This is a genomic window from Victivallis vadensis, from assembly GCF_003096415.1.
GTDB lineage: Bacteria > Verrucomicrobiota > Lentisphaeria > Victivallales > Victivallaceae > Victivallis > Victivallis vadensis.
The window spans coordinates 66,969-93,163 of sequence record NZ_QEKH01000002.1; the positions used below are offsets into that span (position 1 = coordinate 66,969).

Here is a 26,195-nt window from a genome sequence, read left to right on the forward strand (position 1 = left end):
GATTACCTCGCCGCCTCCGGCAGTGCGAGCTCGACCGCGATGCCGCGGGAGCCCTTCGCAAAGACGAGATCGCCGTCACGGACAAGTTTTGCAAGCGTCTCCCCGACTTCTTCCGAACGGTCGAAGCGGAGCGCTCCGGGACATTCACCGAAAGCGCGGCCGACGGTCAGCAGCCGGACTCCCGGAAAGGTCTGCAGCGCGTTTTCCACCAGCGCACGGTGTTCGGCGGCTTCGCTGCCGCCAAGCTCGCGCATTTCGCCGAGCACCAGCACCAGCCGGGCCGGATCGGCGAACTCTGCAAGATTGGCCAGCGCCGCGCGCATGCTGCCCGGATTGGCGTTGTAGGCGTCGTTCACATAGGTGACGCCGTCGAGCCGGGTCACTTTGGAACGCATTCCCGGCAGCCGGGCATGCACGGCCCCGGCGGCGATCGTTTCGGGCGGGATGCCGATCGCGACGGCGAGAGCGGCGGCGGCGGCGGCGTTCCGCGCCTGATGACGCCCGGTCAGCGCCCACTCCAGTGTAAAGCGTTCCCCGGTGCGGAATGAAAGCTCGAACCGGCTCCCTTCCAGTGTGCCGCCGAGATAACGCGCGGCGGCGTCGCATCGGGAAACATCCTCGCCGAACCGGAATACGCGGTAGGATTCTGCCGCCGTTTCGAGCACCTCGACCGCCGGACCGTCGGCGGGGATCACCGCCGCGCCGCTCTCCGGCAGGCCGCAGAAAATATGGGACTTCTCACGCGCCACCCCTTCGAGGCTGCCGAGGAATTCCAGATGGCAGGGGGCGATGGAGTTGACCAGCGAAGCGAGCGGCTCCGCCATCCGGCTCAGCGGCTCGATTTCGCCGTGGTGGTTGGTGCCCATCTCGATCACCGCGTACCGGTGGCGGCTGTTGAGCCGCAGCAGGTTCTGCGGTACGCCGATCTGGTTGTTGGTGTTCCCCTCGGTGTAGAGCACCGCCTCCGGAGATGACGCCGCCGTCAGGATTGCGCGGACGATCTCCTTGACGCTGGTCTTGCCGACGCTGCCGGTGACCGCGACGAGCTTCAGCTCCGGGAACCGGCGGCGGTGAAAATTGGCGATTTTCTGGTAAGCGGCCAGGGTGTCATCGACTTCCAGCACCGGAACCGGACACGGTTCCGGCAGTTTCTCCGCCCGGTCGCGGCGGATGCAGAGCCCCCCGGCTCCGGCGGCGACCGCCTGGGCGAGATAATCGTGCGCATCGAACTTTTCACCGGGAAGAGCAAGGAATAACCGCCCTTCACCGGCGACGCGGGTGTCGGTGTAGACCGCAACGGCCTCCGCCGGCAGCCGGCCGTCCCGCCAGCTGCCGCGGGTTGCTTCGGCCAGCTCTTTTCCGGTGAAAGTCGGGTTCTTCATGGATGCAGGCCGCCTCAATCGTTGATGTTCCAGACATTCCGGACCTTGTCGCCGCGGAAGATCACGCGCACGGTTTCGGTGGGCGTCAGCCAGTAGAGCCAGGTGTCGAGGCGCGGATTCGGGGTGCGGATCGCCGGAGGCGGCCCGTAGGCGAGCAGCACGTCGCGGCGGTTCATGCCGGCGACGACCTCGCCGCGCCGGATGCGTTCGAGCGTCTTGGGCGGAATGTCTTTCAACAGTTCATCCGGCGGCGTGGTGGTGAAGGTGTAGCCGATGAAGTCCCGCATCGTGCAGAGCCGGGTGCCGGAGTCGAATTTGATCACGTAATTGTGCCCCGCCGTGTCCTTGAAGCGGATCGCGCCGAAACTGCCGGTTCCGACCGGCTCGATTTCGGTGCCGACCGGGATGAAACTGCCCTGCTGGATGTTCAGGCAGCTGATCTCCTCCGGGTCGGTGTACCAGATGTTGTATTGGGTATAGATTTTCTGGCCGACTCCCTGCTGGAGCGCCTCCGAAAACACCACCGGGTCGGCGCAGCCCGCACCGACCAGAACTCCAATTGCGGACATCAGCAAAGCCAACAGGCGAAAACGCATCGTAAAATCCCCTTCCCGAAAAATATTGAACAGTAACCTTTATAATCTATAATCCCGAAGCGGTTTTCGCAAGTGTCCGCATGAAAAAAGCGGACGGTTTTCCGCCCGCTTTTCCTCCAACTGTTTTTCTATTTGCCCAGAAACACCTTTTCGAGGTCCACTTTGGCATAGGAATTCAGCGTGACCATGGTCTTGGTGTGGATGATCCCGCGGATGTCGTGGGTCATTTTCGTGGCGATGATGTCGGCGAGTTCGACGTTGTTGTTGACGCGGATCATCACGACCAGGTCGTATTCCCCGGCGACCGCGTACACCTCCGAAACGCCTTCGATCTTCATCAGGTCTTCGATCACGGTGCGAATCATCGCACGCTCCACATTGACCAATACAATGCCGGTAACCATTTTGATCCATCCTCCTTATGCGTCAGTCGTTGCCGTTTCCGGGGAAAGCATCCCCGCCGATTACAGTATAACCGGACATCGCCGGAATGCAAATTGTTTTTTCAGGAATTCCGAAAAAAATCTCCGCTTTCCCGGCGGTCACGCCTTGAGTTCGCGGGTGCGGAAGCCGTACAGCGCGACCACCGCGAAACAGATCAGCGGCAGCACGAACGACAAATTCACGGCGGGCATGCCGAACAGTTCGCCCCGGTCGATGATCGCCGCCTGCAGCGGGGGCAGCACCGACCCGCCGAGAATGGCCATGATCAGTCCCGCCGCCCCGAACTTCGCGTCATCCCCGAGTCCTTCGAGCGCGATGCCGTAGATGGTCGGGAACATCAGCGACATGCAGCCCGAAGTCGCGACCAGACAGTACATGCCGAGAATATTCCGGAACAGGATGGTTCCGACTGTGAAGGCCCCTCCGGCGACCGCGAGAATCAGCAGCAGTTTGCCCGGATTCAGATAACGCAGCAGGAAGGTGCAGATGAAGCGGCTGAAGCAGAAGATCACCATCGCGAGGATGTTGTATTTCTGCGACAGCACCTCGGCGGCCTTTTCGTCCATGCCCTGCGACATGAAAAGGCGCGTGCCGTACTGGATGATGAAGGTCCAGCACATGATCTGCACTCCGATGTAAAAGAACTGCGCGACCACGCCTTCGCGATAGCGTGGAATGGAGAAGATGCGTTTCAGGGTCGGCACGAGGTTGATGGTGTGGGACTGGTCGTGGCTGGTCGGCATCTTCGTGAATCTGATCAGCAGGAACATCGCGAAAATCACCAGCCCGATCAGCAGATAGGGGCCGATCAGGATCGACAGGTCGGAGTCGCGGACCGCCGCGAACTCCGCGTCGGTGAGCGCCTTGCGCCCGGCGGTGTCCAGCGGGTTCAGCCGGGCCTGGATGAAGGTCATCGCGACATACATGCCGAGCAGCGAGCCCATCGGGTTGAAGGACTGCGCGAGGTTCAGCCGCCGGGTGGCGGTCTCCTCCGGCCCCATCGACAGGATGTACGGGTTGGCGCTGGTTTCAAGGAAGGATAGCCCGCAGGTCAGTATGAAGTACGCCAGCAGAAAGGGATAGTAAGCGCCGGTCATCTTCGCCGGGTAAAAGAGCAGCGCGCCGAACGCGTACAGGCCCAGTCCGAGCAGGATGCCCGCTTTATAGGAAAATTTGCGGATGAACATCGCCGCGGGCAGCGCCATCGCGAAATAGCCGCCGTAAAAAGCGACCTGGACCAGGGCGCCGTCGGTCACGCTGGTCCGGAAAATCTTGGAGAACGCCTTCACCATCGGGTTGGTGATATCGTTGGCGAAGCCCCACAGCGCAAAACACGCGGTGATCAGGATGAACGGAACCAGATAGCTGACTCCATCCTTGCTCAACAGTGATTTCTTCTCCATATCATCCTCCCTGATTTCGGTGAACCGGCAATTTCTCCAACTTCTGTCGGCAATATAATTGTACAACGCTTTTTTGTCAAGCGGTGAGCGTGACGGCGCTGTCTGAAACGCAGTCCGGCAGAAAAATACATTTTTTTCGTTTTCGCTCTTGACATTTTACGGGATTTGATCTATAATATTGATAAAGCGGTTTATCTCATGTCGTTCAATCCGGGAGGCACAGCGGGAGACATGGTTAGAATGATTGATATTGCCGAGCGGGCCGGAGTTTCGCTCGGTACGGTTTCCGCCGTGTTGAGCGGCCGCGGAAAGAGTATCCGTTTTTCCAAAGAGAAGGCGGAAAAGATCCGTGCCATCGCCCGTGAAATGAACTATATTCCGAATTTTTCGGCGAAGATGCTGAGCGGACAGTCCTCACATACGCTCGGTGTGCTGGTCGACAGCGAGGACGTGGCGGTTCGGTTCGAACAGCTTGCCGCAATCGAACGCGAGGCCGAGCAGTGCGGCTACCGGCTGCTGGTCGCCGAAGCGCACCGCAATCCGGAAAAACAGCTGATGAACTACCGCACGCTCCGTCAGTACGGCGTGGATGGTGTGATCTGCCATGTGAACAGCATCCATGACGAGCTGCGCGGCGAATCCGGTGTGGTGCTGTACGGAGCCGAACCGGTGGAAGGTTTTTCCACGGTCTGCTATGATGTGCGGAGCGGATATGCCGAAGCGCTGGCCGCGTTCGAAGCGGAGGGGAGGCGGAATGTCGCGCTGGCAATCCGGGAACAGCCTGAATTCGATTCGATCCGGGCCCGCCGCCGCGCTTTTCGGGAACTGTGTCCGCACGGACAGATTTATGCGTTGCCGGAGGCGGATTGCGATATGCGCGAGGCGGCGGAAAAGCTGGTCAGGACCTTCATCCGGCCCCGGGAAATCGATGCGGTGATTCTGCAGAATGATGTGTGGGCGTTGGCGCTGCTGTTTGAGCTGCTGCATTGCGGAGTCCGGGTGCCGGAGGAAATTTCGCTGGTCGGGCAGGATAATTCGCAGTTCTGCCGCTGCACGCGTCCGGCGCTTTCGACGATCGATTCAAACCTGAACGGTCTGGGAAAGGCTGTGATGGAATCAATGCTTGAACGGATTGCGGAACCGGATGCGCCGCTTCGCGCGGTAAGCGTCGGAACCTGGCTGATCAGACGTGAAACAACGCTGGGATAACAAGCTGTGAAACGGGAGCGTCCGGGCTGAGTCGGTTAGAATGGCATCAGCTGGGGGAATTCGGTATTGTGAATATCTTCGAGCCGGTGTATCCATTGTTTACAAGCGGGGTGTAGGGAGGATGGAAAAAATGATGAATCTCAAATATGGCGCGATCGTATTTTCTGTCGATCAAGGCGGTAATTTGGGCTTCCGGTGCGGAAACGTGGTTGTGACCGGTTGCCGTCCCGAACTGATAATTGACGATGCCAGGGTTGTATCCGATGTCCGAATTTGCCGGACGGAAGATGGGATTCGCTTGGAAGGTCTTGCGTTTCAAGGGAATTGGATGCTCGATATCCGTGCTGCAGAAACGCCTTCCGGACATAAGGGAATCGCGCTTCAGATGGAGGTTCGGCTTGCATCATGCGCTCGGGCATTTTCCTTTGCGCCTTTTGCCGGAGGAAATGTCCGTCTTGAACACTATCTGGGATCAGGACGGGCGGGAGGCCATGCTGAATCCATTGTTTTTCCCGCTCTGAAGCGCCGTTTTATCAGCTATTATGCTGCGATGTTGAGTCGGGGAGGTGATCATCTTTATTGTGCGGCACCGTTGAGTGGAGCTGCGTTGCCTGAATTTCACGGGGAAAGCGGTGAGTTGCTGACGGGTTTTTCGCTGCGTTTCTCTTTTTTGCATGAGACTCTCACGAATGTCGATTCCGGGAATATTTTGATTCTTGGCGGAGACGATCCGTTTACATTGATGGAGGAGTATGCCGGAATCAGTTGTACTCGGCGCCCGGATTTTTCCACTCCGCCCGCTTGTGGTTGGAACAGTTGGGATTATTACCGGTGGACCATCACTGAAGAAGAGGTTCTCGCCAATGCGGATTTTATTGCACATGACCCCGTGCTTGCACGCAGAATCCGTCGGATTGTCATTGATGACGGCTGGCAATACTGTTACGGAGAATGGGAAGCCAATCCGCTTTTTCCGCATGGTATGGAATATCTGGCAAGGGAATTGACGAAAATGGGTTTTGAACCCGGACTTTGGTTTGCACCGATTCTCGCCGAACCACAGAGCCGGATTGCACAAAAAGAGACTCAGATGCTCGGAATGAGTGAGGGAGGACAACCTTGCCTGGCGTTTGAATGTATGCGGCGGAACGCTTTTATTCTTGATCCGACCCGGCAGGAAGTTTGCAACTGGATCAGCGCGCTTTTTGACCGATATGCAGCGATGGGTTACCGTTATTTCAAGCTTGACTTTATGCAGCGCGTACTGAATATACGGAAATTTCACAATCCGACCATTCCGCGTGCTGATCTGCAGCGGCGGATTATCGAAGCAGCGGCGCACGGCATCGCCGGACGGGCTCAATTGCTGGGGTGCAATTATCTTTTTGCCAGCGGCAATGGAGCAGTTGATCAGGTGAGGATCGGAGCAGATATTCATGCACGTTGGGATCATATTTGCCAAAACGCCGTTTCCATTGCGGCAAACTGGCATTTGAACCGGATTTTATGGTGGAACGATCCCGATTTTGCCCTTGCCCGCACTGTATGCAACCATCGTGACCCGGAACTGAACAGACTTCGGGCTCATGTGGTTTATGTTGAACCGGATGACCCATTGACTCCGGACAAGGACCGGGCACTGGTGACGATGGAGCCGGCGCAGGCGGAAGTTCTGCTGTCGCTGGTGCTTGTTTCCGGCGGCGTCTGCAATCTTTCGGATAAATTGCCCGCATTGGAGGAAAGTGAACTTGCCATGCTTTACAGGATTCTGCAAGCAGAACCCGGCGGTGCCGGACGGCCGCTCGACCTCTTCTCCGCGGAAATCCCTTCGCTCTGGCACCAGAAAACACAGCATGGAAATCGATTGCTTTTCATCAACTGGGGTGATGAATCGGCCACGCGATTTCTGGAACCGGGCCAATTCGGCATCTGCTCTCGAAAAGCACACGATTTCTGGAGCGACGAATATTTTTCTCCTGTTCCGAAAATGTTGACGATTGCTCCACGCAGTTGCCGTTTGCTGGAGTTTCCGTATATCTGAAATTATTAAAAAGTGAGGAGCTGTCATGAGGTTTTTTTCAGTAAGTTTGTTCAGTGTCGCGCTGGTCGTGCAGTGTGCCGGCAGTACGCTCGATATTGACCGGCGCGGCGCGCTTTCCCTCGGCGGGAAACGTTTTGAGATGGTATTCTTCAATCCGAAATGGGTTGCCTATCCGCAATATACTCCGATGCCGGGGTATTATCGGATCGAAAATAAGAATGCGGAATATGTGAAAATCGCCTTGAATTTTCCTGAAGCGAAAAACGGCACGCTTGTGCATCGGCTTCAGAAAACGGCGCCTTCCCATTGGACGCTCCGCAGCGAAGTCGATTTTCCGGAACATATCGAGTTACCCGGAGTGATGTCGCTCCGGCTGCCCGGCGAAGAATATCGGGGAGTCAAACTGAAAGCCGATGGAACGGAGTTGCTTTGCCCGCCTGTTCCTCCCGGTGATAAAAAAGCGATTATTTTCAGGCGGCAATGCCGGGAACTGCGGATTCCCGATCAGAACGGCGAGTGGATTCTGAAAGGCGACTTCCATCTTCTGCTCCAGGACAACCGCTGTTTCAGGAACGGAAAGGATTTCGAGCTGCGGCTGTCATTCACACGGCTGAAGCCGCCGGCGCGTTACCCGGCAGTTCTTGACCTTGCCATTGAATACTGGACTGCACAACAGCCATCGGATCATTCTCAAACAAATCTGCAACAGGACAAGGTCTCTGATGAAAAATAGAAATGCCTCTTTTACGCTTATTGAATTGCTTATTGTAATTGCGATCATCGCAATACTTGCCGCCCTGCTTCTTCCTGCCCTCAATAAGGCTCGCAGCTCCGCCCGGAACATCCAATGCGTGAATCAGCTTAAACAGGTCGGTTTGACTTTTTCTATCTATCTCAGCAATTCAGATGACCGGTTGCCGAATGTCTACAAATACGCAACCGGAGAGAATTGGGCGAAGACTCTGGTTGACTGCGAAAATCTCGAACCGAAAATTCTGGTTTGCCCCGAGGCAATCAACAGCGAGTATGACAAGATCCGCCGCGGCATGACCTTCTATAACTGGCAACTGCTTCCTTATGGCATGAATTGGAGTTTGGACGGAGTCAGAAACAGCCGTATCAGGAACTGTTCGGAGAAAGTGCTGATTGTTGAAAGTGTCAATTGCTCTGAAGCATTTCCGTCACCGGCGAGTACAGGTCATATCAGAGTCAGCAAACAACGCGAAAGTACCGGTTTCGGTGTCCCGTTTCCGCGCCATGGAAACGGGAGAGGTTGCAATGTGTTGTGGGTGGACGGGCATGTCAGTTCGCTTCAGGCACCTGTCATCGGCAGGGCCGCAAGTGATTTTTTTTATCAGTCGCGTTTGGATACGGAATTTCATTGGGAACCATAAAGAGGAACTATCATGAGGTTTTTCTCTGTAAGTTTGTTTAGTGTCGCGATGATCGTGCAGTGTGCCGGCAGTACGCTCGATATTGATCGGCGCGGCGCACTTTCCCTCGGCGGGAAACGTTTTGAGATGGTGTTCTTCAATCCGAAATGGGTTGCCTATCCGCAATATACTCCAATGCCAGGGTATTATCGGATTGAAAATAAGAATGCGGAATATGTGAAAATCGCCTTGAATTTTCCTGAAGCAAAGAACGGTACGCTTGTGCACCGGCTTCAGAAAACGGCGCCTTCCAATTGGACACTCCGCAGCGAAGTCGATTTTCCGGAACATATCGAGTTACCTGGAGTGATGTCGCTCCGGCTGCCCGGCGAAGAATATCGGGGAGTCAAACTGAAAGCCGATGGAACGGAGTTGCTTTGCCCGCCTGTCCCTTCCAGTGATAAAAAAGCGATTATTTTCAGGCGACAATGCCGGGAGCTGCGGATTCCCGATCAGAACGGCGAGTGGATTCTGAAAGGCGACTTCCATCTTTTGCTCCAGGACAACCGCTGTTTCAGGAACGGAAAGGATTTCGAGCTGCGGCTGTCATTCACACGGCTGAAACCGCCGGCGCGTTACCCTGCAACTCTTGACCTTGATATTGAATATCGTACTGCGGTTTGGACTGCGCTTGACCTGCGGGAAGCAATGAATATGGGAGTTGCCGATGAGGTCGCCAATGATGGAAGCGGGGGATGGACCGATCAGGGAAGCGAAAACGACCTGCGGATGCTCTGGCAGGCGCCGGAGAAACATCCCCGGGAATTTACCCTGACTGATCCCGCAAAGAATGGCGGCAAGGGGTGCATCATGCTGCGTGGCAAGGCTCGGCCTTATTTTCCGGAATCCGCTTCCGTGGAATTGACAGGAAAACCTCATGGGAATTTCCTTTATCTTCTGCATGCATTGGCATGGCGGGGAACTGCAGCCGACCTTGGAACCGTCACGCTGATCTATGCTGATGATTCCGAGCAGGATATTCAGGTCTGTTCGGGGCGTGAAGCGGATAACTGGTGGCAGCCGTCTCCGCTGGCGAATGGCTCAGTTGCCTGGATTGGAGAAAATACCAGCAGTTACGTCGGCTTGTACCGTTCCATGTTTCCCATTCAAAACAAACCGATCGCCAAAATCATATTTCAATCTGCCGGAAATGCAGTCTGGGGGATTCTTGCAGCGACCGTTGGTGATTTCGAGATCCCGCGCAAACTTGAGAGCCCGAGTTATATTCTGGAAAATAGCGAATGGAAGAAACTTTCGTTCGATAAGGATATTCTAAAAGGGTCCGTGCTGGATTTTTCGGCGCGGCTTGATGCGCCGGCCGGTAAGTATGGTCCGGTTGTGGTTCGGAACGGACGGTTTGAATTTCGCGATCGCCCGGGCCAGCCGGCTCGTTTTTACGGTACGAATCTTTGTTCCCAGGCGGTCTATCCCGAGCGGGAGTGGGCGGAGCGTCTTGCCGACAGGATTGCAAGGGCAGGATTCAATGCGATTCGACTGCATCATCATGACGCTCTTATGGTCAACCGCCAAAAGACGACTGAATTGGAGCCTGCCGCGATGGAACGGCTTGACTATTTCCTTGCCTGCCTGAAGAAACGTGGCATTTACGTTCAGACTGATCTTTTCATTTCTCGGCGCCCGGCTGCGGGAGAAATTCCCGGTTATAACAGGAAAATGGATAATTTTGACCTCTATAAAGCACTTTTTTATCTTCAGGAACCTGTATTTGAAAACTGGAAAGGTTATGTGAAGAATTATCTCAATCACATGAACCCTTATACCGGTTCGATCGTCAAAGATGATCCAATGTTCATTTCATTGGGATTGATTAATGAAGGAAACATCAATAAAAAATGGGATGCCGATCCTTTTTCCCGCAAACTCTATCTGGAGCGATTCAAGGAATATCTGGCGGAACATGATGTCATCAATCCCGAACCGGCGCTTCGCAATCGACTTTTTGATGATTTTTTGACGGAGATCTATTTCGCGCGGTACGCCCGGATGGTTGATTTTGTCCGTTCGCTCGATTGTCATAAGCCGCTTTCCGACCAGAATATGGGCAGCTCCCCCAAACTGGCGTCCATGCGCTCCTCTTATGATTTTGTCGATAATCATCTCTATTTCAACCACCCGGAATTCGCGGGAAAATCCTGGGGGCTACCTTCATTCTCCCGTAATCATTCAGTTTTGCAGGAGTATGTTTCTGTACCCGCCTGGCTTTTTCAGAGCCGGATTTTCGGGAAGCCTTTCATCGTGACGGAGTTTGATTTCGCACGCCCGAATCCGCATCGCTCGGACGGAGCGCTGCTTTTCGGGGTTTATGGCGCTTTGCAGCAGTGGGATGGCTTGTTCCAGTTCGCCTATGCACATGGGATGGACAAAATCAAATATGTCAGCAGAACAGACGGCTATTTTGATTTGGCAACGGATCCGGTTAAACTGTTATCACAGTATCTCGGAGTTGCATTTTTCCTGAATGGGGAGTTGGAAAACGGCAACAAAGACACATATTATTTCATGATTCCTGAAAAAACATCGGAATCTTTTGAAAAGCTCTATCCGGCTGAGTATGCTAAAATCGGACTTTGCGCCCGGATCGGCGGAGTACCCGAAGGACAGGCTATTCCTGTCGCCGGAAACATGCCGGCATCTCGGGAGGAGTTGCGAAAACTGGTTCGGGTCATTTCGCCCGACGGGTGTTTCCGGACTGCCGATGGAAATGTTGTTTTTGATTCCGCTGCCGAAACTTTTGAGGCCGTGACTCCGCAAGCCGAAGCGTTCATTCTGCCGGCTGGCGAAACGGGAACGGGCAGGTTTTGCCGTGTCGGCAATCACGTCGGCAAGGCGGTTGTGGGCGTGATTTCAGTCGATTCAAAACCTCTTCGGGAATCCGGCAGAATGCTGGTGCTTCACCTTACGGATTCGGCGGCGACCAAAATGCGTTATGCGGATCAGGATCATCGGAAATTGGAAGAGTGGGGGACGACTCCTTTTCTCGCCGCCCGCGGAGAGGCGGTGCTGACCTTCTCGCCGGCCGCCGGCAGGAACTACCGCCTTTTCGCGGTCGACACCGCCGGGAAAAGGTTGGCGGAGCTGCCGCTGAACCGTACGGAAACGGGCGGGCTCTCCGCTCTGCTCAAGGTGTTCAATCCATTCGGATCGGTATTCGCGTATGAATTGGAAGCGCGGCCTTGAAAATCCGTCCGGGGCGGCTATTTTGTAGTGTGGCAGAGTCGCCGGATCAATACGTCAGGAGAACTTGCGATGAGTTTTTCACCTTATTCCGATCAGCTTCAGCGTTATTACGGTCGTATCGCGCGCGAGTGCGCCGAACGCCGCCGGGAGGAGCTTGCCGCCGTGGACACGCCGGAAAAGGCGCGGGAGTATGTGCGACGCGCCGCCGAACGGATTCGGACCGCCTTCGGCCCGCTGCCGGAGCGTTGCGTGAAATCCCCGGCAGTGACCGGCGTGACCGAGCGCGACGGCGTGCGGATGGAAAAAATCCTGTTTGAATGCGCTCCCGGCTTCCACCTGACCGGCGTCTTCTACCGCCCGGTTCGGCTGGACGGGGCCGCGCCGGGCGTGCTCGCGCTGCTCGGCCACAACGACAACGGCAAGGCGGCGAAGTACCAGCAGTACTGCTGCTTCAACCTTGCGCGCAAGGGGGCGGTGGTCTTCTGTCCCGACCCGTTCGGGCAGGGGGAACGCAAGCAGTATCTCCACTCCGAGTTGCGCAGCGGCTGTGTGTGGGAACATAATATGGCGGGCAAACAGCTGCTGCTGTGCGGCGAATTCTTCGGCGCGTGGCGCACCGCTGACGCAAGGGCGGCGCTCGACTATCTGGTTTCCCGCCCGGAGACGGACCCGGCGCGTCTCGCGGTGACCGGCGCTTCCGGCGGCGGCACGCTTTCGAGCTACATCTATGCGCTCGACGAACGGCTGACGATGGCGGCTCCCGCCTGCTACATCACCACCTTTCGCCGCAATTTTGAAAACGAGCTGCCGGCCGACGCCGAGCAGATTCCGCCGGGCCTGTGGGCGGCGGGCGGCGAGATGGCCGACTTCCTGATCGCGCGCGCGCCGCATCCGGTGGTGATCCTCGGCGAGCGGGACGACTTTTTCGATGTGCGCGGCGCGCGGGAGAGTTATGAGGAGGTCCGCCGGATTTACGCACTGCTCGGCGCGGAGTCCGAGGTGAAACTGGTGATTGGCGACGGCGTCCACGGCTACGGGCTGCAACTGCGCGAGGCGATGTACGGCTTTTTCACCAGGCACTGGTTCGGCCGCGAGGATGCGCCGGAACCGCCGTTCGAGGAGTTCCCGGAACCGGAACTCAGGGTTACGGAACCGGGGCAGGTCGTGCGGCTTCCCGGCGAACTCACGCTGCCGGGATGGCTGGCCCGCCGCGCGGCGGAGCTTGTCCGCAGCCGTTCGCCCGAACCGGCGCGGATTGCGGCATTCCTGCGCCGGGCGCTTCAGGTTCCGGCGGAGACGGCGGCGCCGGAGTTCCGTGTGCTGCGCGGTCGCCCCGGTGAAAACGCGGTCTCCTGCTTCGCGTTGCGGACGGAGCCGGAGTGTGAGGCGTTCCTGCACTGCCGGGGCGGACTTGCCCGGTTCAGCCTGCCGCGGGGGAAACGCTGTACGCTGTATGTTTCACATCTCGATGCGGAGACGGAGCTTGCCGCCGGGCTGCCGGAGGAGAGCGGCAACGAAGTGGTCTTCGCGCTGGACGTGCGCGGCGTCGGCAAGTCGGCACCGCTGACCTGTGACCGGGTGGAGGACTATTTCTATATGTACGGCAGCGATTATTTCTACGACTCGGCCGGTCAACTCCTGTCGCACTCCTTTCTTGGCGGCAAGGTGCGCGATCTTCTGGGAGCGCTGGCGCTGCTGCGGAGCGCGGGTTACCGGGAGATCACTCTGGCCGGGCGCGGCCTCGGCGCACTGGTCGCGCTGTACGCCGCCGGAACCGATCTGACCGGCGTGCGGCGCATCCGGTTGCGGAATATGCCGCGCTCGTGGCGGGAGCTGATCGAAGCGGGGATCTTCCTGTGGCCGCAGTCACACCTGATTCCGGGGATGCTCCGGGAGTTCGACCTGCCGGAGCTGGCCGGGATGCTGGAGCAGGGCTGCGACTTCGAGGCAGCGGAACCGTGGGACGGCTTCTTCCGGCCTCCGGAACGGTGAGACATTTGTGAAAGGCGCTTGATTTCCGTGGTTTATATGCCATATTTCATCAATTGCATTTTCAGAACTTTTACGGATGAGATTCATGGTGTTCCAGTTTCTGCGCGACCGGGCGAATTCGCTGGCCTTCGCCTGGACGATCAATTCGCTGGCGTATTCGATCGTCTATCCCTTTCTGCCGATCTATCTGCACAGCGAACGCGGCTACCCGATGACCACGGTGGGGTTGATTTTTCCGCTGATGGGAGCCGCGATCATCGTTTCGCCGCTGATTGCCGGAACCCTGACCGACCGGATCGGGCGGCGGCTGATGATGCAGTTCGGGCAGACCGGACGGGCGGTGCTGTTCGCGGTGCTGGCGGTGATGGCATTCTGCCACGCGCCCTTCTGGCTGTTTGCGGCAGTGCTGATGGTCAACGCCGGAGTCGGGACCTTTTTTCAGGTCGGTTCGGACGCGTATCTTTCGGACATCTCCCGCCCCGAGGAGCGGCCGCGCATGTTCAGCCGCATCCGGATCGGCACCAACATCGGCTGGGCGCTGGGGCCGATGCTCGGCTCGTTCCTGATCGGTACGCCTTTCTGGCTGCTGTTTCTGCTGACCTGCGCACTTTGTCTCCTGGGAGCGTGGTACACCGGGCGCGTCTGCAAGCCGACGGTCCGCCATGCGGCTGCGGTTTCGGGGGCCGCGGCAAGGTTCACGGTGGGGCGGCTGCTTTCGGACCGGTGGCTGACCGGTACGCTCGGCTGCAGTTTCGTGCTGTTTCTGCTGACCAGCCAGCTCTATTCGGTGATGTCGGTGTACGCAACCGGGGTGGTCGGGATTTCGCCCAGCGCGCTCGGGCTGATCTATTCGCTGAACGGCTTCGCGATCATCGTGTTCCAGATGCCGATGACCTGGTTGCTGGAACGGTTCCGGCTGCTCTTTCCGGTCCGGCTGGTGGTCGGGGCGGCGCTGTATACCGCCGGTTACTTCTCGCTCGGCTTCGCGCAGAATGCCGGGATGATGGCCGTATCGGTGCTGACCATCACTCTCGGGGAAGCCGCGGTGATGCCGTCGGTCTACTCCGGCGTCAGCCGCCTCGCTCCCGCCGGCGGGACGGGGCGCTACATGGCGTCGCTGGAGCTGATCCGGGGCGTGGGGTACGCGGTCGGGCCGTTTCTGGGCGCGACGTTGTTCGATTGCTGGCCGGGGCGTCCACTGCTGCTGTGGGGGACGCTGTCGCTGCTCGGCGTCGCGGCGGCCTCCGGCTACGTGCTGCTCGCACGCAGGATGATTGCGACCAGATATTTACACTCATAATTCAGGAAGGGTTCAGTTGTTATGCGCATGAATGGATTCAAGGAGGTGCCGGAAGCCGTCGGGAAGTTCGCGTTTGAGAACTATCCGGACTACCCGTCGTGGCGCGCCGCAGCGCTGCCGGAACTGAAGCGGCTGCTCGGCTTCGACCGGTTGGAACGGTTGGAGCGCAAGCCGGTTGTGCCGGAGTCGCTGTGGAAGCGGAGGACTCCGCTCGGCACCATCGAAAAACTGCGTTTTTCACCGGAGGAGGGGGAGGAGGCCTGCATCTACATTTGTCTGCCGGAGCTGCCGCCGCCCTATAAAACCTTCATCTGTCTGCAGGGGCATTCCACCGGCATGCACAACTCCATCGCGGTGGAGTGGCAGGATGAAACCGTGCCGAAAGCGATCGAGGGCGACCGGGATTTCGCGATCGGCTGCCTGAAGCGCGGCATCGCGGCGGTCTGCCTGGAGCAGCGCTATATGGGCGAACGCAGTTCCGATCCGGAACACCATCCCGCCTGCCTGCTGCCGACGCTTCAGAATCTGATGATCGGCCGGACCGCCATCGGCGACCGGGTCTACGACGTGGATCGCCTGATCGACTATCTGTACACGCGCGGCGACATCGACCGCACCCGGCTCGGCGTGATGGGAAATTCCGGCGGCGGGACGACCGGCATGTTCGCCGGGGCGGTGCTGGACCGGATCACCCATGTGATCGCGTCGTGCAGTTTTTCGTCGTTCCGGGGCAGCATCGGGTCGATGTTCCATTGCGCCTGCAATTACGTCCCCGGACTCCTGGAGTACGGCGAGAGCGCCGACGTGGTCGGCCTGACCGCCCCGAAACCGGTCGTGATCGTGAACGGCGATGCCGACGAAATCTTTCCGCTCGATGAGGCGGACCGCCAGTTCAGGCGGCTCGAAGCGGTCTACCGCGCCGCCGGGGCCGCCGGAAACTGCGTCCACGCGGTCGGCGGCGGCGGCCACCGCTTTTATGCGGCGGAGGCGTGGAGCGCGATGCTGCCGTTCTTTCAGTAGACGCACTCCTTGCAGGCGTCGGTGAAGGCTTTCAGGTTGGCGAGATCGCCGAAGAAAAAGTGATCCGACGGCGCGATGATGTAGCCGGCGTGGTCGCGGGTGGCTTCGAAGCAGTCGAACACCATCCGGCGGACCAGAGCCGGGTTGCCCCGCTCGAACCCGGCGTTCTGGTCGAAGCCGCCGATGAAAAAGAGCCGGTCGCCGACCCGTTTCGAGGCTTCCGCGAGGTTGCAGTCGCCGCCCATCGACGGCGGAGTCATGGTTTCGAGGCCGTCGGCGCCGGATTCCACGGCCAGTTCCAGCATCGGCATCAGGCCGCCGCAGAAGTGGTTGACCACCTTGAGGCCGATTTCATGGAAAAGCCGGTTCTGGGCGGTGTCGTAAGGGAGGCCGAACTCCCGGTAGAACTCCGGGCTGATCACCGTGCTCGAACCGGCTCCGCCGCCGACTTCGACCATATCGGTGCGGGCGCCTTCCCAGAAACGGGTCGCCTTCAGGGTTTTGGCGAGGATTGCGTCGAGGATGTGGTGCAGTGTTTCCGGCTCGTCCATGCCGAGCAGGATCGCCTCCTGGGTGCCGAAGAGCGTGCAGAAGCTCTGCCACGGGCTGCCCTGTCCCGGTGAAAACGGATGGGAACGGACGATGCCGAGGTCGCCGAGCTTTTCTCGGACTCGGGCGATTTCACTGAGGTCGGCGCCGGATGGCTCCGGGCTGTAACGGTCCCACAGCTCGAAATCCGCAATTGTTTTGAGCAGCGGCTCGGTGTCCCACGCGGTGAACGCATTGCGCGAAACCACCTTGTGCAACGTGCCGCCCGGCGTGGTGATGAACTCCTCGTGGGTGTGGTTGCCGTCGGCGTCGGTGCCGAGGTCGACGGTTTTGACCTGCCATTTTTCGAGCGTTTTCGGCTCATAGCGGTAGGTCGGGCTGACGTAGATCGCGTAGTCGAAGCCGAGGCGGCGGTTGGCTTCGTACCAGTCGGCGCCGCCGAGATAGGTTTTCAGGTAGTAATCCATCCAGCCGTGCACCTGGCAGGGGAGACGGTCGGGCCGTTTGTTGTCGAGAGCGGTCAGCATTCGTTCACGCGAGGTCATTGCCATGATAACATCTCCTGAAATTTATGATATTCCGGAACCGCATATCGCTTCTTTTACTTTGAATATAGCAGGGTTTCAGTAAAAGTATACGCGGCGGCACCGGATATCGCGCATTTTTATAGACCCGGCGCACACGGCGTTAATTTGGATAAAAACAGGGTTAAAATAAAAAAAAGTGGTAAAATTGCAAATTCAGGCTTGATAATAAACCAAAATAGGATATATTGAAACTTAGAGGAGCTTTGTAAGTCTTGAGGAGGATTTATAAAGTGGAGAAATTGCATAAATGGGAACTGAGACTGGAGCATCCTGTCGAAGCGGCCAAAGCAGGCTTTGCCTGACTTCCGCAAGTATGACGTTGGAGGTTCCGGTTGAATGGCCGGCTGCGAAACCTGTTCCGCACGGGAACTGGTGAAATGCGGTTCCGGCGCGTTCCCCGGGGGAGTCTGCATAGGACTCCCCCTGATTTTTTCCGGTACAGAGGGAGCGGGCGGATCACTCCCTTTCAAAGCCGTCCGCCGCATAACCGAGCAGCTTGAGCCAGCGGCGGAAGCGCGGCAGCTCGAAGGGGCGCGGCCCGGCGATATAGTGGTTGCGGCCCACCTCCGCATCGCCGGAAAGCCTGGTTTCGCTGAGCCACAGCGCCGGAGCGGCAGGCGCCGGGATTCCGGGAAGGCGCGCCGGCTCTCCGGCGGCACAGCTGAAGTCGGCGCGGAGCAGCACCTCGCCGCTTTCCCCGTCGCGGATCGTGACGACGCCCGACACCGGGCGGGAGGTGTCGTTGACCACGACCGGCCGGTGCACGCCTTGGGCCGCCTCGGTCACGATGGTGCAGACGTCGCGCTGGGAGGCTTTGATATAGGCGTAGGCGAGTTTCCGGCGGCCGTACCAGTCGACGACCGCGTCGGAGAGGATCGGCCAGCAGTCCCGCACGTTCCACCAGAGCAGCCCGCCGCGCCACTCCTTTTCGGAACGCCATTTCTCGATGAAGAACTTGTCCGCTTCGGCCTGGCTGATCTGCGACGCGAGACAGAACTCCTCAAGCGTCTGCGGTTCGGAGTCGAAGAGCACCGCGATCTGGCGGGCCATCAGCGGGATACGGTAGTTGTAACCGTCTTCGCCGGGCATCGGACGCACCGCGCGGGTCAGCCACTGGTCGTTCTCGCGCCACGGCCACACCGCTTCCGGGTCAAGCATGTCGCGCATGGAAGCCGGGGAGGGGCAGCCGTGATAGCCGATCTCGCTGACGAAGTGGGCGTTGGACTTCATGTAGAAGTCGCCTTTGAAATCGTTGCGCGGCCCCCACAGGTGATCTTCCGGCTTGCGGCCGTGCGGCGCTCCTTCCGCGATCAGTTCCGGGGCGTAATAAGGGGAGCTCGGCAGGTAGTCGCGCACCGGGTCGAACGTCTGCACCGCCTGTGCCAGCACTTCGCGGCTGAGTTTGTCCCACCGGTTCGGGTCGGATTTCAGCGGCCCCCAGTCGAAACCGGCCGAATCGATCTCGTTGTTGCCCGCCCACAGCGCCAGCGACGGATGGTTGCGCAGCTTGCGGATGATGAATTCCGCCTCGGCGCGGATCGCGTCGCAGAATTCGCGGTCCTGCGGATACAGGAAGCAGGCCAGGGAGAAATCCTGCCAGACCAGCACTCCGTTCGCGTCGCAAAGCTCGAAGAAGGCATGATCCTCGTAGACGTTGCCGCCCCAGCAGCGCAACATGTTGCAGTTGAGGTCGAGCGCCATGGCAAAGGTCTCCTCAAGCCGCGCGGCGTCGCGGCTGTGCAGCGCGTCGAGCGGCACCCAGTTGCTCCCTTTGATGTAGATCCGGCGGTCGTTCACGTAAAAGGAGAAGTCCCCTTTGCCGGGGCCGCCGGTCACGGCGGTGCGGCTGAGGCGGACGGTGCGGATACCGATCCGCTGCCGGTCCTCCGCCAGTATCCGGCCGGATTCGTCGAACAGCCGCAGTTCGGCTTCGTAGCGGTCGGGACGGCCGGAGCCGCGCGGCCACCAGAACCGGGCGTCGGTCAGTTCGATCACCTGCTTGCCGTGGGTGGAGAACAGCGGCCGGACACTCTCGAAGGCGGTTTCCCCGTCATGGGAGAGCCGGATGGAGAGGCGGAATTTTCGCCACTCGGCGCAGCCGGGAATCAGGTCCCACGCCAGCAGCACTTTGGCGCGGGACGAATCCGGGTCCGCTTCCAGCGTGGCCCAGTAGATGTCGCGGAATGCGGTTGCCGGGACGGTTTCGAGGCGGACGCCGCGCCAGATCCCCGCCGATACGAGCCGCGGCGCGATGTCCCAGCCGTACATGTGCGGCGCTTTGCGCACCCGCAGCGACTCCCAGTTTCCCGGAAAGGCGTTCTCCGACGGCGACGGCGGGAGCCGCCGTCCCTCCGCGACCGCCGGAGCGATCGCCACTTCCAGGCGGTTCTCCCCGGCGACGGCCAGTCCGGTCACGTCGAAGGCGTGCGCGATCAGCATATTGGCGGCCCGCCCCGCCTCGACGCCGTTCAGCCGGATGGTCGCAAAACAGTCGATCCCGTCGAAGACCAGCCGGAGCCGTTCCGCCGGAAGTGCATCGAGGCGGAAAACGGTCTCATACAGCCATTCGCACTCCTCGAATTCAAGCGCCCGGTAGACGTTGTTGCCGCGCGTGAGGTCGGGGAGGACGCCCGCACGCATCAGGTCGAGTTCGACGTTGCCGGGGACTTCGGCGGGGATTTCGCTCCATTCATCGCCGGGCTTGCGGTACTTCAGGCGCCAGGCGCCGTTGAGGTTCCATGTATTCATTTCGTTCTTCTCCGGGATTGTGAAAATATGATTTGTATTATATTATAATACATTTTATCGCAAATGGCAAGAGCCGGAAGGAGGAAAAAGCGGAGTTTTTACGGAATATTCCGAGGAGGAGCTTCCTCCACCCGTTCGAGGATGATGTGGAAGGTGCTGCCGCGGCCGGGGGCGCTGTCGAGTTCGATCCGGCCGCCCATCTTTTCCGCGAGGCGGCGGGAGATGGCCAGTCCGAGGCCCGCTCCGTCATGGCTCCGGGAGGCGGTGGCGCGGTGATCCTCTGCCTGTTCGAAGGGCTGGAAGATCCGCTCGTGCAAAGCGGCGGGGATGCCCGGCCCGTTGTCGGCGACGGAGATGCGCAACTGCCGGAAGCCGTCCGGCGCGGAGGTTGATTCGAGGCGGACGGCGATCCGCCCGTTGCGGGTGAATTTGACCGCATTGCCGACCAGGTTGATCAGGATCCGGCGCAACCGGATGCGGTCGAGCAGCAGCAGGGGCGGCGGCTCCGGGATTTCCGGCTCCAGCCGGTCGGAGCGTTCGAGCGCCCGCTGCCGGAACATATCCAGCACCTCGCCGATCAGCCTGCCCGCGTCGGTGGACTGCCGGCGGATATCGACCTGATCGGCTTCGAGCCGGGAGAGTTCGAGCACGTCGTCGACCAGCGTCAGCAGCGTGTTGCCCGCCGCGTGGATCGCCTTCACACCGGCGGAACGTTCCGCTTCGGGCAGGTCGGGGAAGCCGAGCAGTTCGCTGCAGCCGATCACCGCATTGAGCGGGGTGCGGAATTCATGGCTCATGGTGGCGAGGAAACTGCTTTTCGCGCGGTTGGCCGCCTGCGCCGCCTCCAGCGCCTGCTCCAGCTTGCGGCGGTTGGCGTTGAATTCGGTGATGTCGACCGCGCTTTCGAGGACGTTGGCGAAGTTGCCGTCGCGATCGAACAGCGCGGCGGCGGTGAACAGATACTCCCGGCCGCCGATGCGGAACTCCTTCTGGTGGGGCTGAAGGTCCCGGCGGCAGGCGGCGACCAGGCACTCGCCGCCGACGCAGCCGCAGCCGCAATCGCAGCGGGAGGACTCGGCGGGCTGTTCGAGCATTTGCGACGCGCTCCGGTTGAGCCGCAGCCGTTTCCCCTGCGCGTCGAAAAACAGGATCGGGACCTGGATGTTGTCGAGGATCAGTTGCTTTTCATACTCGTTGTGTTCGAGTTCGCGGGTGTGCTCGCGGCGGATCAGCGAGAGTTCCACCAGATTGGCGGCGGCGCGCATGATCTGGCGGCTGGATTCGGTGAAAGCGTAAGGCTTGCGCAGATAATCGACCGCGATACCGCCCCACAGCTCGCCACGGAACCGGATGCCGGCCACGATCACCGATTTCAGGCCGGTTTGCTGCAGGTAGCCGCGGACATCGGCGAAGGGGCCGCTCCCCTCCGGGGTGGAGAGGTCGTCGCCGCAGGCGATTTCATGGTTTTCGAGCAGTTTGAACCACTCGGTCTGCAGGAAGTCCGCCGGAAATGGATAGACGCCGTCGGGGTTGTGGAAATGTTCGATCCCGAAGTCGCAGTAGTCGAACCGGCGGCGGATCACCCCCGCTTCGCGGTCCAGCTTGAATACGCAGCAGCGGTCGGCGTGGGACTGAGCCACGATGATCTGCAGAATCCGGTTCAGGGACTCCTGATAGTCGGTGTGCAGCACCAGCAGCGAGAGGCAGGAGTTGATGATCCGCTCCTGATTGATATGCAGCTCCAGCTCCGCGATCAGGTTGCGCCGTTCTTCCTCCAGCCGGGTCTGCTCGGTGATGTCCAGGAAAATGGAGAGCAGCAGCTGTCCGCCGTCGCCGAGTTCCACTCTGGTGCGGAAAGTCTTGAATTCATGGCGGACGCCCTCCCGGTCGGTATAGAAATCATTGGCGGTCACGACTCCGTCCGCCGCCATCGCTTCGCGGTCGTGACGGTGGAAACTTTCGAGGTCGACGGTGTCGCCGAGCAGTTCGTCCGTGGTCCGTCCGATCGCGGCGGCGGCGGAGATGCCGGTGATACGCCCGGCGGCATTGTTCCAGATCCGGCAGCGGAATCCGTCGTCGGGGTCCTTGGCGATCACGCAGAGGGGAAGGTGGTTCAGCACCGCGTTGAGCAGGCGGTTGGCTTCAGAGAGCTGCTTGCGGCTGAGCTGCAATTCGCTGACGTCGACGCAGCTGCCGAGCAGCAGCCGCCTGCCGCTCCGGAGGGTCAGCGGGGATTTCAGCGTATGCACCCAGCGGAGCCGGTTGTTGCGGGTCAGGAACTGTTCGAACACATCCAGCGGCCTGCCGGATTCGATCACCTGCCGGTCCTCCTCCACGAACTTCCGGGCGAATTCGGGACGGTGGAACTCGAAATCGGTCCGGTTCAGGATCTCCTCCTCGCTGAAGCCGAGCATCCGGAAATAGGCCTGGTTGGCCATGATGTGGCGGTTGCCGTCGTCGTAGTCCTTCACGAATACCGCGCAGGGGAGGTTGTCGAGCACTCGCTGGAGCAGGCTGTTGCTGTCCATATAGCGGATTTCGCTTTCGCGCGTGGCGGTCACGTCCTGCAGGATGCCGTAGATGCCCGGCTGGATGCCGTCGCCGGCGGGGATCCGCACCGCGTGCAACTGGAAGTAGCGCGGAGCGCCGGAGCAATCGGAGCGGACCAGCATTTTCAGCTCCGGCCGCCGTTCCGCCATGAAAACGCGCCACGCCTGCTGCTGGCGGTCGGCGTCCTCCGGGACCAGCCATTCCGCAGCGGGAACGGGCCTGCCGTCCCGTCGCGGCCAGTATTTTTCCGCGACCGGAACGGTGATCTCGCCGTCGGCGGTGCATTTGAAGTAGCCGATGTCGGCGATTCCGGCGGCGATGTTCAGCAGGCTGTTGCTGACATAGAGCTGCTGGCGCTGTTCGTATTCGCGGGTGATGTCGCGGAAGACCAATACCGCGCCGGTTACGGCGCCCTCCTTGTCGCGGATCAGCGAAACAGTGTCGGAGAAGTGAATCCGCCTGCCGTCCGGGGTCGCGAACATCGAATGTTCGGGCAGCGGGATGACCTTGCCGGTTTTCAGCGTCTCCAGCAATGGCGAGGGAACCGCCTTCCCGGTGAGGGCATTGAAGACCGGGATGATTTCCGGCAGAAGTTTGCCGATAACTTTGGAAGTTTCGTAACCGGCCATGCGGGCGGCGGCCGGATTCATCAGGGTGATGCGTCCGGTCTCATCGGTGACGATTACGCCGTCGCCGAGCGCCTCAAGGGTCAGCCGGGCGCCCTCTTCCATCCGGGCCAGCGTGGCGCGGGCCCGGTCCAGCTCTTCCGCCCGGAACACTGTCCAGAACACGGCTTCGACGCCGAAAACCGCCTGCGGCAGAGGCTGTAATTCCACTTGTACCGTTCCGCTGGCGCTTTCACAGCAAAAGGAGAGCGCCCGGCCGGAGAGGAAAACTTTGCCGAGTGCCGGGCTGAATTCAGTGGAGACGCTCCGGTCGAGATCAAAGAGGCGGTCGCCGGAGAGGGCGGCGCGCGCATTCCGGTTCCGGAACAGCAATTTGCCGGAACGGTCGACCACTCCGGCAAGGCCGGGAAGTTCATCGCAGAGCGCCGAAAAACGCCGCAGGGCGTTGGAGCCGGTGCGCTGCCGCCGCACGATGCCGCCGAGCAGCAGCGAAGTCAGCAGGAAAAAAAGAGCGAACCACCAGCCGGCGTCGGCCGGCGGGAGTGCGGCAGAGATGGTTCCGGCCCAGACTGTTCCCGGCATAAATGGTTCCTCCGAATCTCCGGAACGGGGTTTGGCGTCAGATTGCAATCCGAATTAACATATCATCGCAATACGGAAATGCAAGTTTTCCCCCGGTGAAAGGCCGGTGAAACGGCAAAGCGCCGCTGCCGGGGCGGTTCAGGCCGCGCGCTCCCGGCGCGGCCTGCGCGGTTACTCCCGCCGTTGGCTGAAGCAGGCGCCCAGCTCCGCCAGACGCTGTTGCAGCACGGCGGTATCGACGGCGCGGACGTCGGATTGCCCGGCTGCGAGGGTTGCGGCGATTCCGGCGGCCTGTCCGGTCACGAAGCAGGGGGGCATGACCCGGATCGAGGACTGGATCGGGCGGTCGGAGGAGATGGCGCGCCCCGGCACGAGCAAATTGGCGATTCCCGCCGGAATCAGCGCCCGGTAGGGGATGCCGTAGCTTTCGCCTTTTTTGAAGCGGGTGGCTTCGATGGTCTTGACCACCTGCGCCTGCTCCTCGGAATCCGTGGTGCTCGAATGGATATCCACCGGGTAGCAGCAGCGGCCGATTTCGTCCTCGAAGACCGCGCGTTTTTTGTAATCCTCGATGGTGAGGCGGTATTCGCCTCTGATGCGGCGGGTTTCGCGCACGCCGAGCAGTGCGGCGGAGGAGATCAGCTCGACTTGTTCAAAGCCGGGCACATGACAGCGATAGTATTCTTCGAGGATGCGCAGGATGCGGCGTCCCTCGGTGTAGCAGCGTGACAGGTCGAATTCGTCGAGGCAGTCGGCTCCGTAGATGTGGCCGAGGTTGCTGCTGGCGCTGCGGCTGCTCACCGGCTTCATGCAGACGAAGTGCTGTTCCGGCAGCGGCGCGGTGCCGTTTCTGAGCATTTCAGCCCAGATGGTGTGGTCGTTGACGCCGGTTTTGCCGACCTCCGCGACTTTGTCCCAGTCGATGCCGCTGAACTGTCCGCACAGGGTGGGACTCATCGGGATGCCGTTGGCGTCGCCGTATTCGAACTCCGCGCCGGAGAGGGCGGCGAGCAGCCCGTCGCCGGTGGCATCGACGAAAACGCGGCCGGTAATCTTTTTCAGCCCCATCGAAGTCGCGGCCAGAACGGCCAGAATCCGGCCGCCGTCCATTTCGGCTTCGCAGAGCTTGGCGCAATAGAGCACGCGCACGCCGGCCTGCGCGATCTTTTCATCGAGCAGCCGCTTCAGGATTTCCGGGTTGATCGCCTGCCAGGACTCCCGCCACGGCTCGACCTTCATGCGGCTGCACATCTCCAGGTTGATTTCGCGGAAAATGCCGCCGTAGATCATCCGTTCGCCGTCGGAGGTCGGGGCGAACATCGGCACCAGCCCGGTGGTGCCGAGTCCGCCGAGCGCGCCGAACTGTTCGACGAGCAGCACCTGTGCTCCGTTCCGGGCCGCCGCCAGAGCCGCCGCGACGCCGGAGGGACCGCCGCCGAGCACCACCACATCCGCATCCGCCAACACCGGGAGATTCAGTTTTCCGATCATGTTTCGCACCTCGATTGTTCTGTTGATTCGGTTTGTGTGGAATATATGTGAAATTCACTGGATTTTATATGGGCAAACGGCTATATTTTATAAGGAATGTGCTGTTTTGTGGTTTGGAAACGATCGTATCATGATAGAATTTGAAGATTCCATGCAGGACCTGGTCCGGCGGCTCTGCTCGCTGGCGGCGCTGGCGCGTACCGGATGCATCTGGAAAATCGGCGGCGAACAATTGCTGCCGGAGCCGGATCTGCCGCGTCCCGCGACGTATCACTGCTGCGAATTCTGCTGCCGCGTCAAGGAGCTGCCGGACGGGGTGGCGCAGTGCATGTTCAACGATTCGCACCTCCTTGCCGACCGGCTCCGCAAGGACTGCGCGCCGTTCGTGAACACCTGCCACGCCGGAACCGCTGAACTCGTGATCCCGGTCGTGACGGCGGAGGGGGAGGTGCCGGGAGCGGTGATCGTCGGCCCGTTCCGTTCGCCGGGAAGCGCCTGCCGGTATCCGGTGCTCCGGGAATTGTTCGAGCGGCTGCCGCCGCTGACCTGCGAGGTGACGCGGGCGTTGACGGAGTTCGTGCCGCTGCTGTTCGGCGAGGTGGTGCACCGCGCCTACGTCGAATATTCCGGGCTGCTGCCGCACCGCCCGGAGGACGAGAGGCTCAAGCCGGTGCTCGACCGGCTGCGGCGGAATTTCCGGGAGAATCTGTCGGCGGCGGACGCCGCCGCGATGATCTATATGAGCCCGTCGCGCTTCGTGCATCTGTTCAACAAGGAGTGCGGGATCGGGTTTTCCGAATATCTGCTCAAACTGCGGCTGCGCGAAGCCCGGCGCTATCTGCTGGCGGGCAACTGGCCGATCCACCGGATCGCCGGCGTCAGCGGCTTCCCGGACCAGAGCTACTTCACCGCGATGTTCAAACGGGAGTTCGGCCTGCCGCCGCTGCGCTACCGGCGCAAGTTCGGCCGCGGAGCCGGAATTGTGTAGAAGCCGTCTTGACTTTCGGGCTTCGCGGTGGTACTTTATCGGGATGAAACACAACG

17 protein-coding genes are annotated in these 26,195 nt (G+C 60.0%); 9 read left to right on the top strand and 8 right to left on the bottom strand.

Annotation, left to right across the window (positions count from 1 at the left end; genetic code table 11):
- Positions 1 to 2: 2 nt before the first annotated feature.
- The 4 genes from C8D82_RS01600 to fucP form a co-directional block, all read right to left on the bottom strand.
- Positions 3 to 1,382 (bottom strand): UDP-N-acetylmuramoyl-tripeptide--D-alanyl-D-alanine ligase, encoded by a 1,380-nt coding sequence (locus C8D82_RS01600; protein ID WP_116882516.1) that lies wholly within the window; start codon positions 1,380 to 1,382, stop codon positions 3 to 5.
- Positions 1,383 to 1,396: 14 nt separating this feature from the next.
- Positions 1,397 to 1,978 (bottom strand): hypothetical protein, encoded by a 582-nt coding sequence (locus C8D82_RS01605; protein ID WP_116882517.1) that lies wholly within the window; start codon positions 1,976 to 1,978, stop codon positions 1,397 to 1,399.
- Between the two features lie 128 nt (positions 1,979 to 2,106).
- On the bottom strand, positions 2,107 to 2,382 hold the full coding sequence (locus C8D82_RS01610) for an Lrp/AsnC family transcriptional regulator (RefSeq protein WP_116882518.1): 276 nt from the start codon (positions 2,380 to 2,382) through the stop codon (positions 2,107 to 2,109).
- Between the two features lie 138 nt (positions 2,383 to 2,520).
- Positions 2,521 to 3,825, bottom strand: coding sequence for an L-fucose:H+ symporter permease (gene fucP, locus C8D82_RS01615; RefSeq protein WP_116882519.1), 1,305 nt, complete (start codon positions 3,823 to 3,825; stop codon positions 2,521 to 2,523).
- A 240-nt stretch (positions 3,826 to 4,065) separates the two neighbouring features.
- Between fucP and C8D82_RS01620 the strand changes: the two genes are divergently transcribed.
- The 8 genes from C8D82_RS01620 to C8D82_RS01655 all read left to right on the top strand — a co-directional run bounded on the left by C8D82_RS01620 (position 4,066) and on the right by C8D82_RS01655 (position 16,018).
- Positions 4,066 to 5,034: a LacI family DNA-binding transcriptional regulator gene (locus C8D82_RS01620; protein ID WP_165832764.1), complete on the top strand. Its 969-nt coding sequence runs from the start codon at positions 4,066 to 4,068 to the stop codon at positions 5,032 to 5,034.
- 130 nt (positions 5,035 to 5,164) lie between these two features.
- On the top strand, positions 5,165 to 7,075 hold the full coding sequence (locus C8D82_RS01625) for a glycoside hydrolase family 36 protein (RefSeq protein WP_165832765.1): 1,911 nt from the start codon (positions 5,165 to 5,167) through the stop codon (positions 7,073 to 7,075).
- A 25-nt stretch (positions 7,076 to 7,100) separates the two neighbouring features.
- Complete coding sequence (locus tag C8D82_RS01630; protein ID WP_116882522.1) at positions 7,101 to 7,808, top strand: hypothetical protein; 708 nt, start codon at positions 7,101 to 7,103, stop codon at positions 7,806 to 7,808.
- Positions 7,798 to 8,469: a prepilin-type N-terminal cleavage/methylation domain-containing protein gene (locus C8D82_RS01635; protein WP_116882660.1), complete on the top strand. Its 672-nt coding sequence runs from the start codon at positions 7,798 to 7,800 to the stop codon at positions 8,467 to 8,469. Before C8D82_RS01630 ends, C8D82_RS01635 begins: the two co-directional genes overlap by 11 nt.
- Before the next feature lie 12 nt (positions 8,470 to 8,481).
- Entirely contained in the window at positions 8,482 to 11,706 is a 3,225-nt protein-coding gene (locus tag C8D82_RS01640; RefSeq protein WP_133245011.1) for a glycoside hydrolase family 5 protein, read from the top strand.
- Between the two features lie 69 nt (positions 11,707 to 11,775).
- Positions 11,776 to 13,698, top strand: coding sequence for an alpha/beta hydrolase family protein (locus C8D82_RS01645; RefSeq protein ID WP_116882524.1), 1,923 nt, complete (start codon positions 11,776 to 11,778; stop codon positions 13,696 to 13,698).
- Positions 13,699 to 13,783: 85 nt separating this feature from the next.
- Positions 13,784 to 14,998: an MFS transporter gene (locus tag C8D82_RS01650; RefSeq protein ID WP_165832766.1), complete on the top strand. Its 1,215-nt coding sequence runs from the start codon at positions 13,784 to 13,786 to the stop codon at positions 14,996 to 14,998.
- A gap of 21 nt (positions 14,999 to 15,019) precedes the next feature.
- On the top strand, positions 15,020 to 16,018 hold the full coding sequence (locus C8D82_RS01655; RefSeq protein ID WP_116882526.1) for an alpha/beta hydrolase family protein: 999 nt from the start codon (positions 15,020 to 15,022) through the stop codon (positions 16,016 to 16,018).
- Here C8D82_RS01655 and C8D82_RS01660 read toward each other — a convergent pair.
- From C8D82_RS01660 to C8D82_RS01675, 4 genes are all read right to left on the bottom strand, one after another.
- Complete coding sequence (locus C8D82_RS01660) at positions 16,012 to 17,118, bottom strand: uroporphyrinogen decarboxylase family protein (RefSeq protein WP_116882527.1); 1,107 nt, start codon at positions 17,116 to 17,118, stop codon at positions 16,012 to 16,014. The genes C8D82_RS01655 and C8D82_RS01660 overlap by 7 nt on opposite strands.
- Positions 17,119 to 17,610: 492 nt before the next feature.
- Positions 17,611 to 19,902: a glycoside hydrolase family 2 protein gene (locus C8D82_RS01665; protein ID WP_116882528.1), complete on the bottom strand. Its 2,292-nt coding sequence runs from the start codon at positions 19,900 to 19,902 to the stop codon at positions 17,611 to 17,613.
- 98 nt (positions 19,903 to 20,000) lie between these two features.
- Entirely contained in the window at positions 20,001 to 23,660 is a 3,660-nt protein-coding gene (locus C8D82_RS01670; RefSeq protein ID WP_116882529.1) for a PAS domain-containing protein, read from the bottom strand.
- A 171-nt stretch (positions 23,661 to 23,831) separates the two neighbouring features.
- Entirely contained in the window at positions 23,832 to 25,151 is a 1,320-nt protein-coding gene (locus C8D82_RS01675) for an FAD-dependent oxidoreductase (protein WP_116882530.1), read from the bottom strand.
- 130 nt (positions 25,152 to 25,281) lie between these two features.
- Here C8D82_RS01675 and C8D82_RS01680 point away from each other — a divergent pair, with 130 nt between their 5' ends.
- The gene (locus tag C8D82_RS01680) at positions 25,282 to 26,139 is read left to right on the top strand and encodes an AraC family transcriptional regulator (RefSeq protein WP_165832767.1); all 858 of its coding nucleotides are present in this window, start codon (positions 25,282 to 25,284) and stop codon (positions 26,137 to 26,139) included.
- The last annotated feature ends 56 nt before the right edge of the window (positions 26,140 to 26,195 follow it).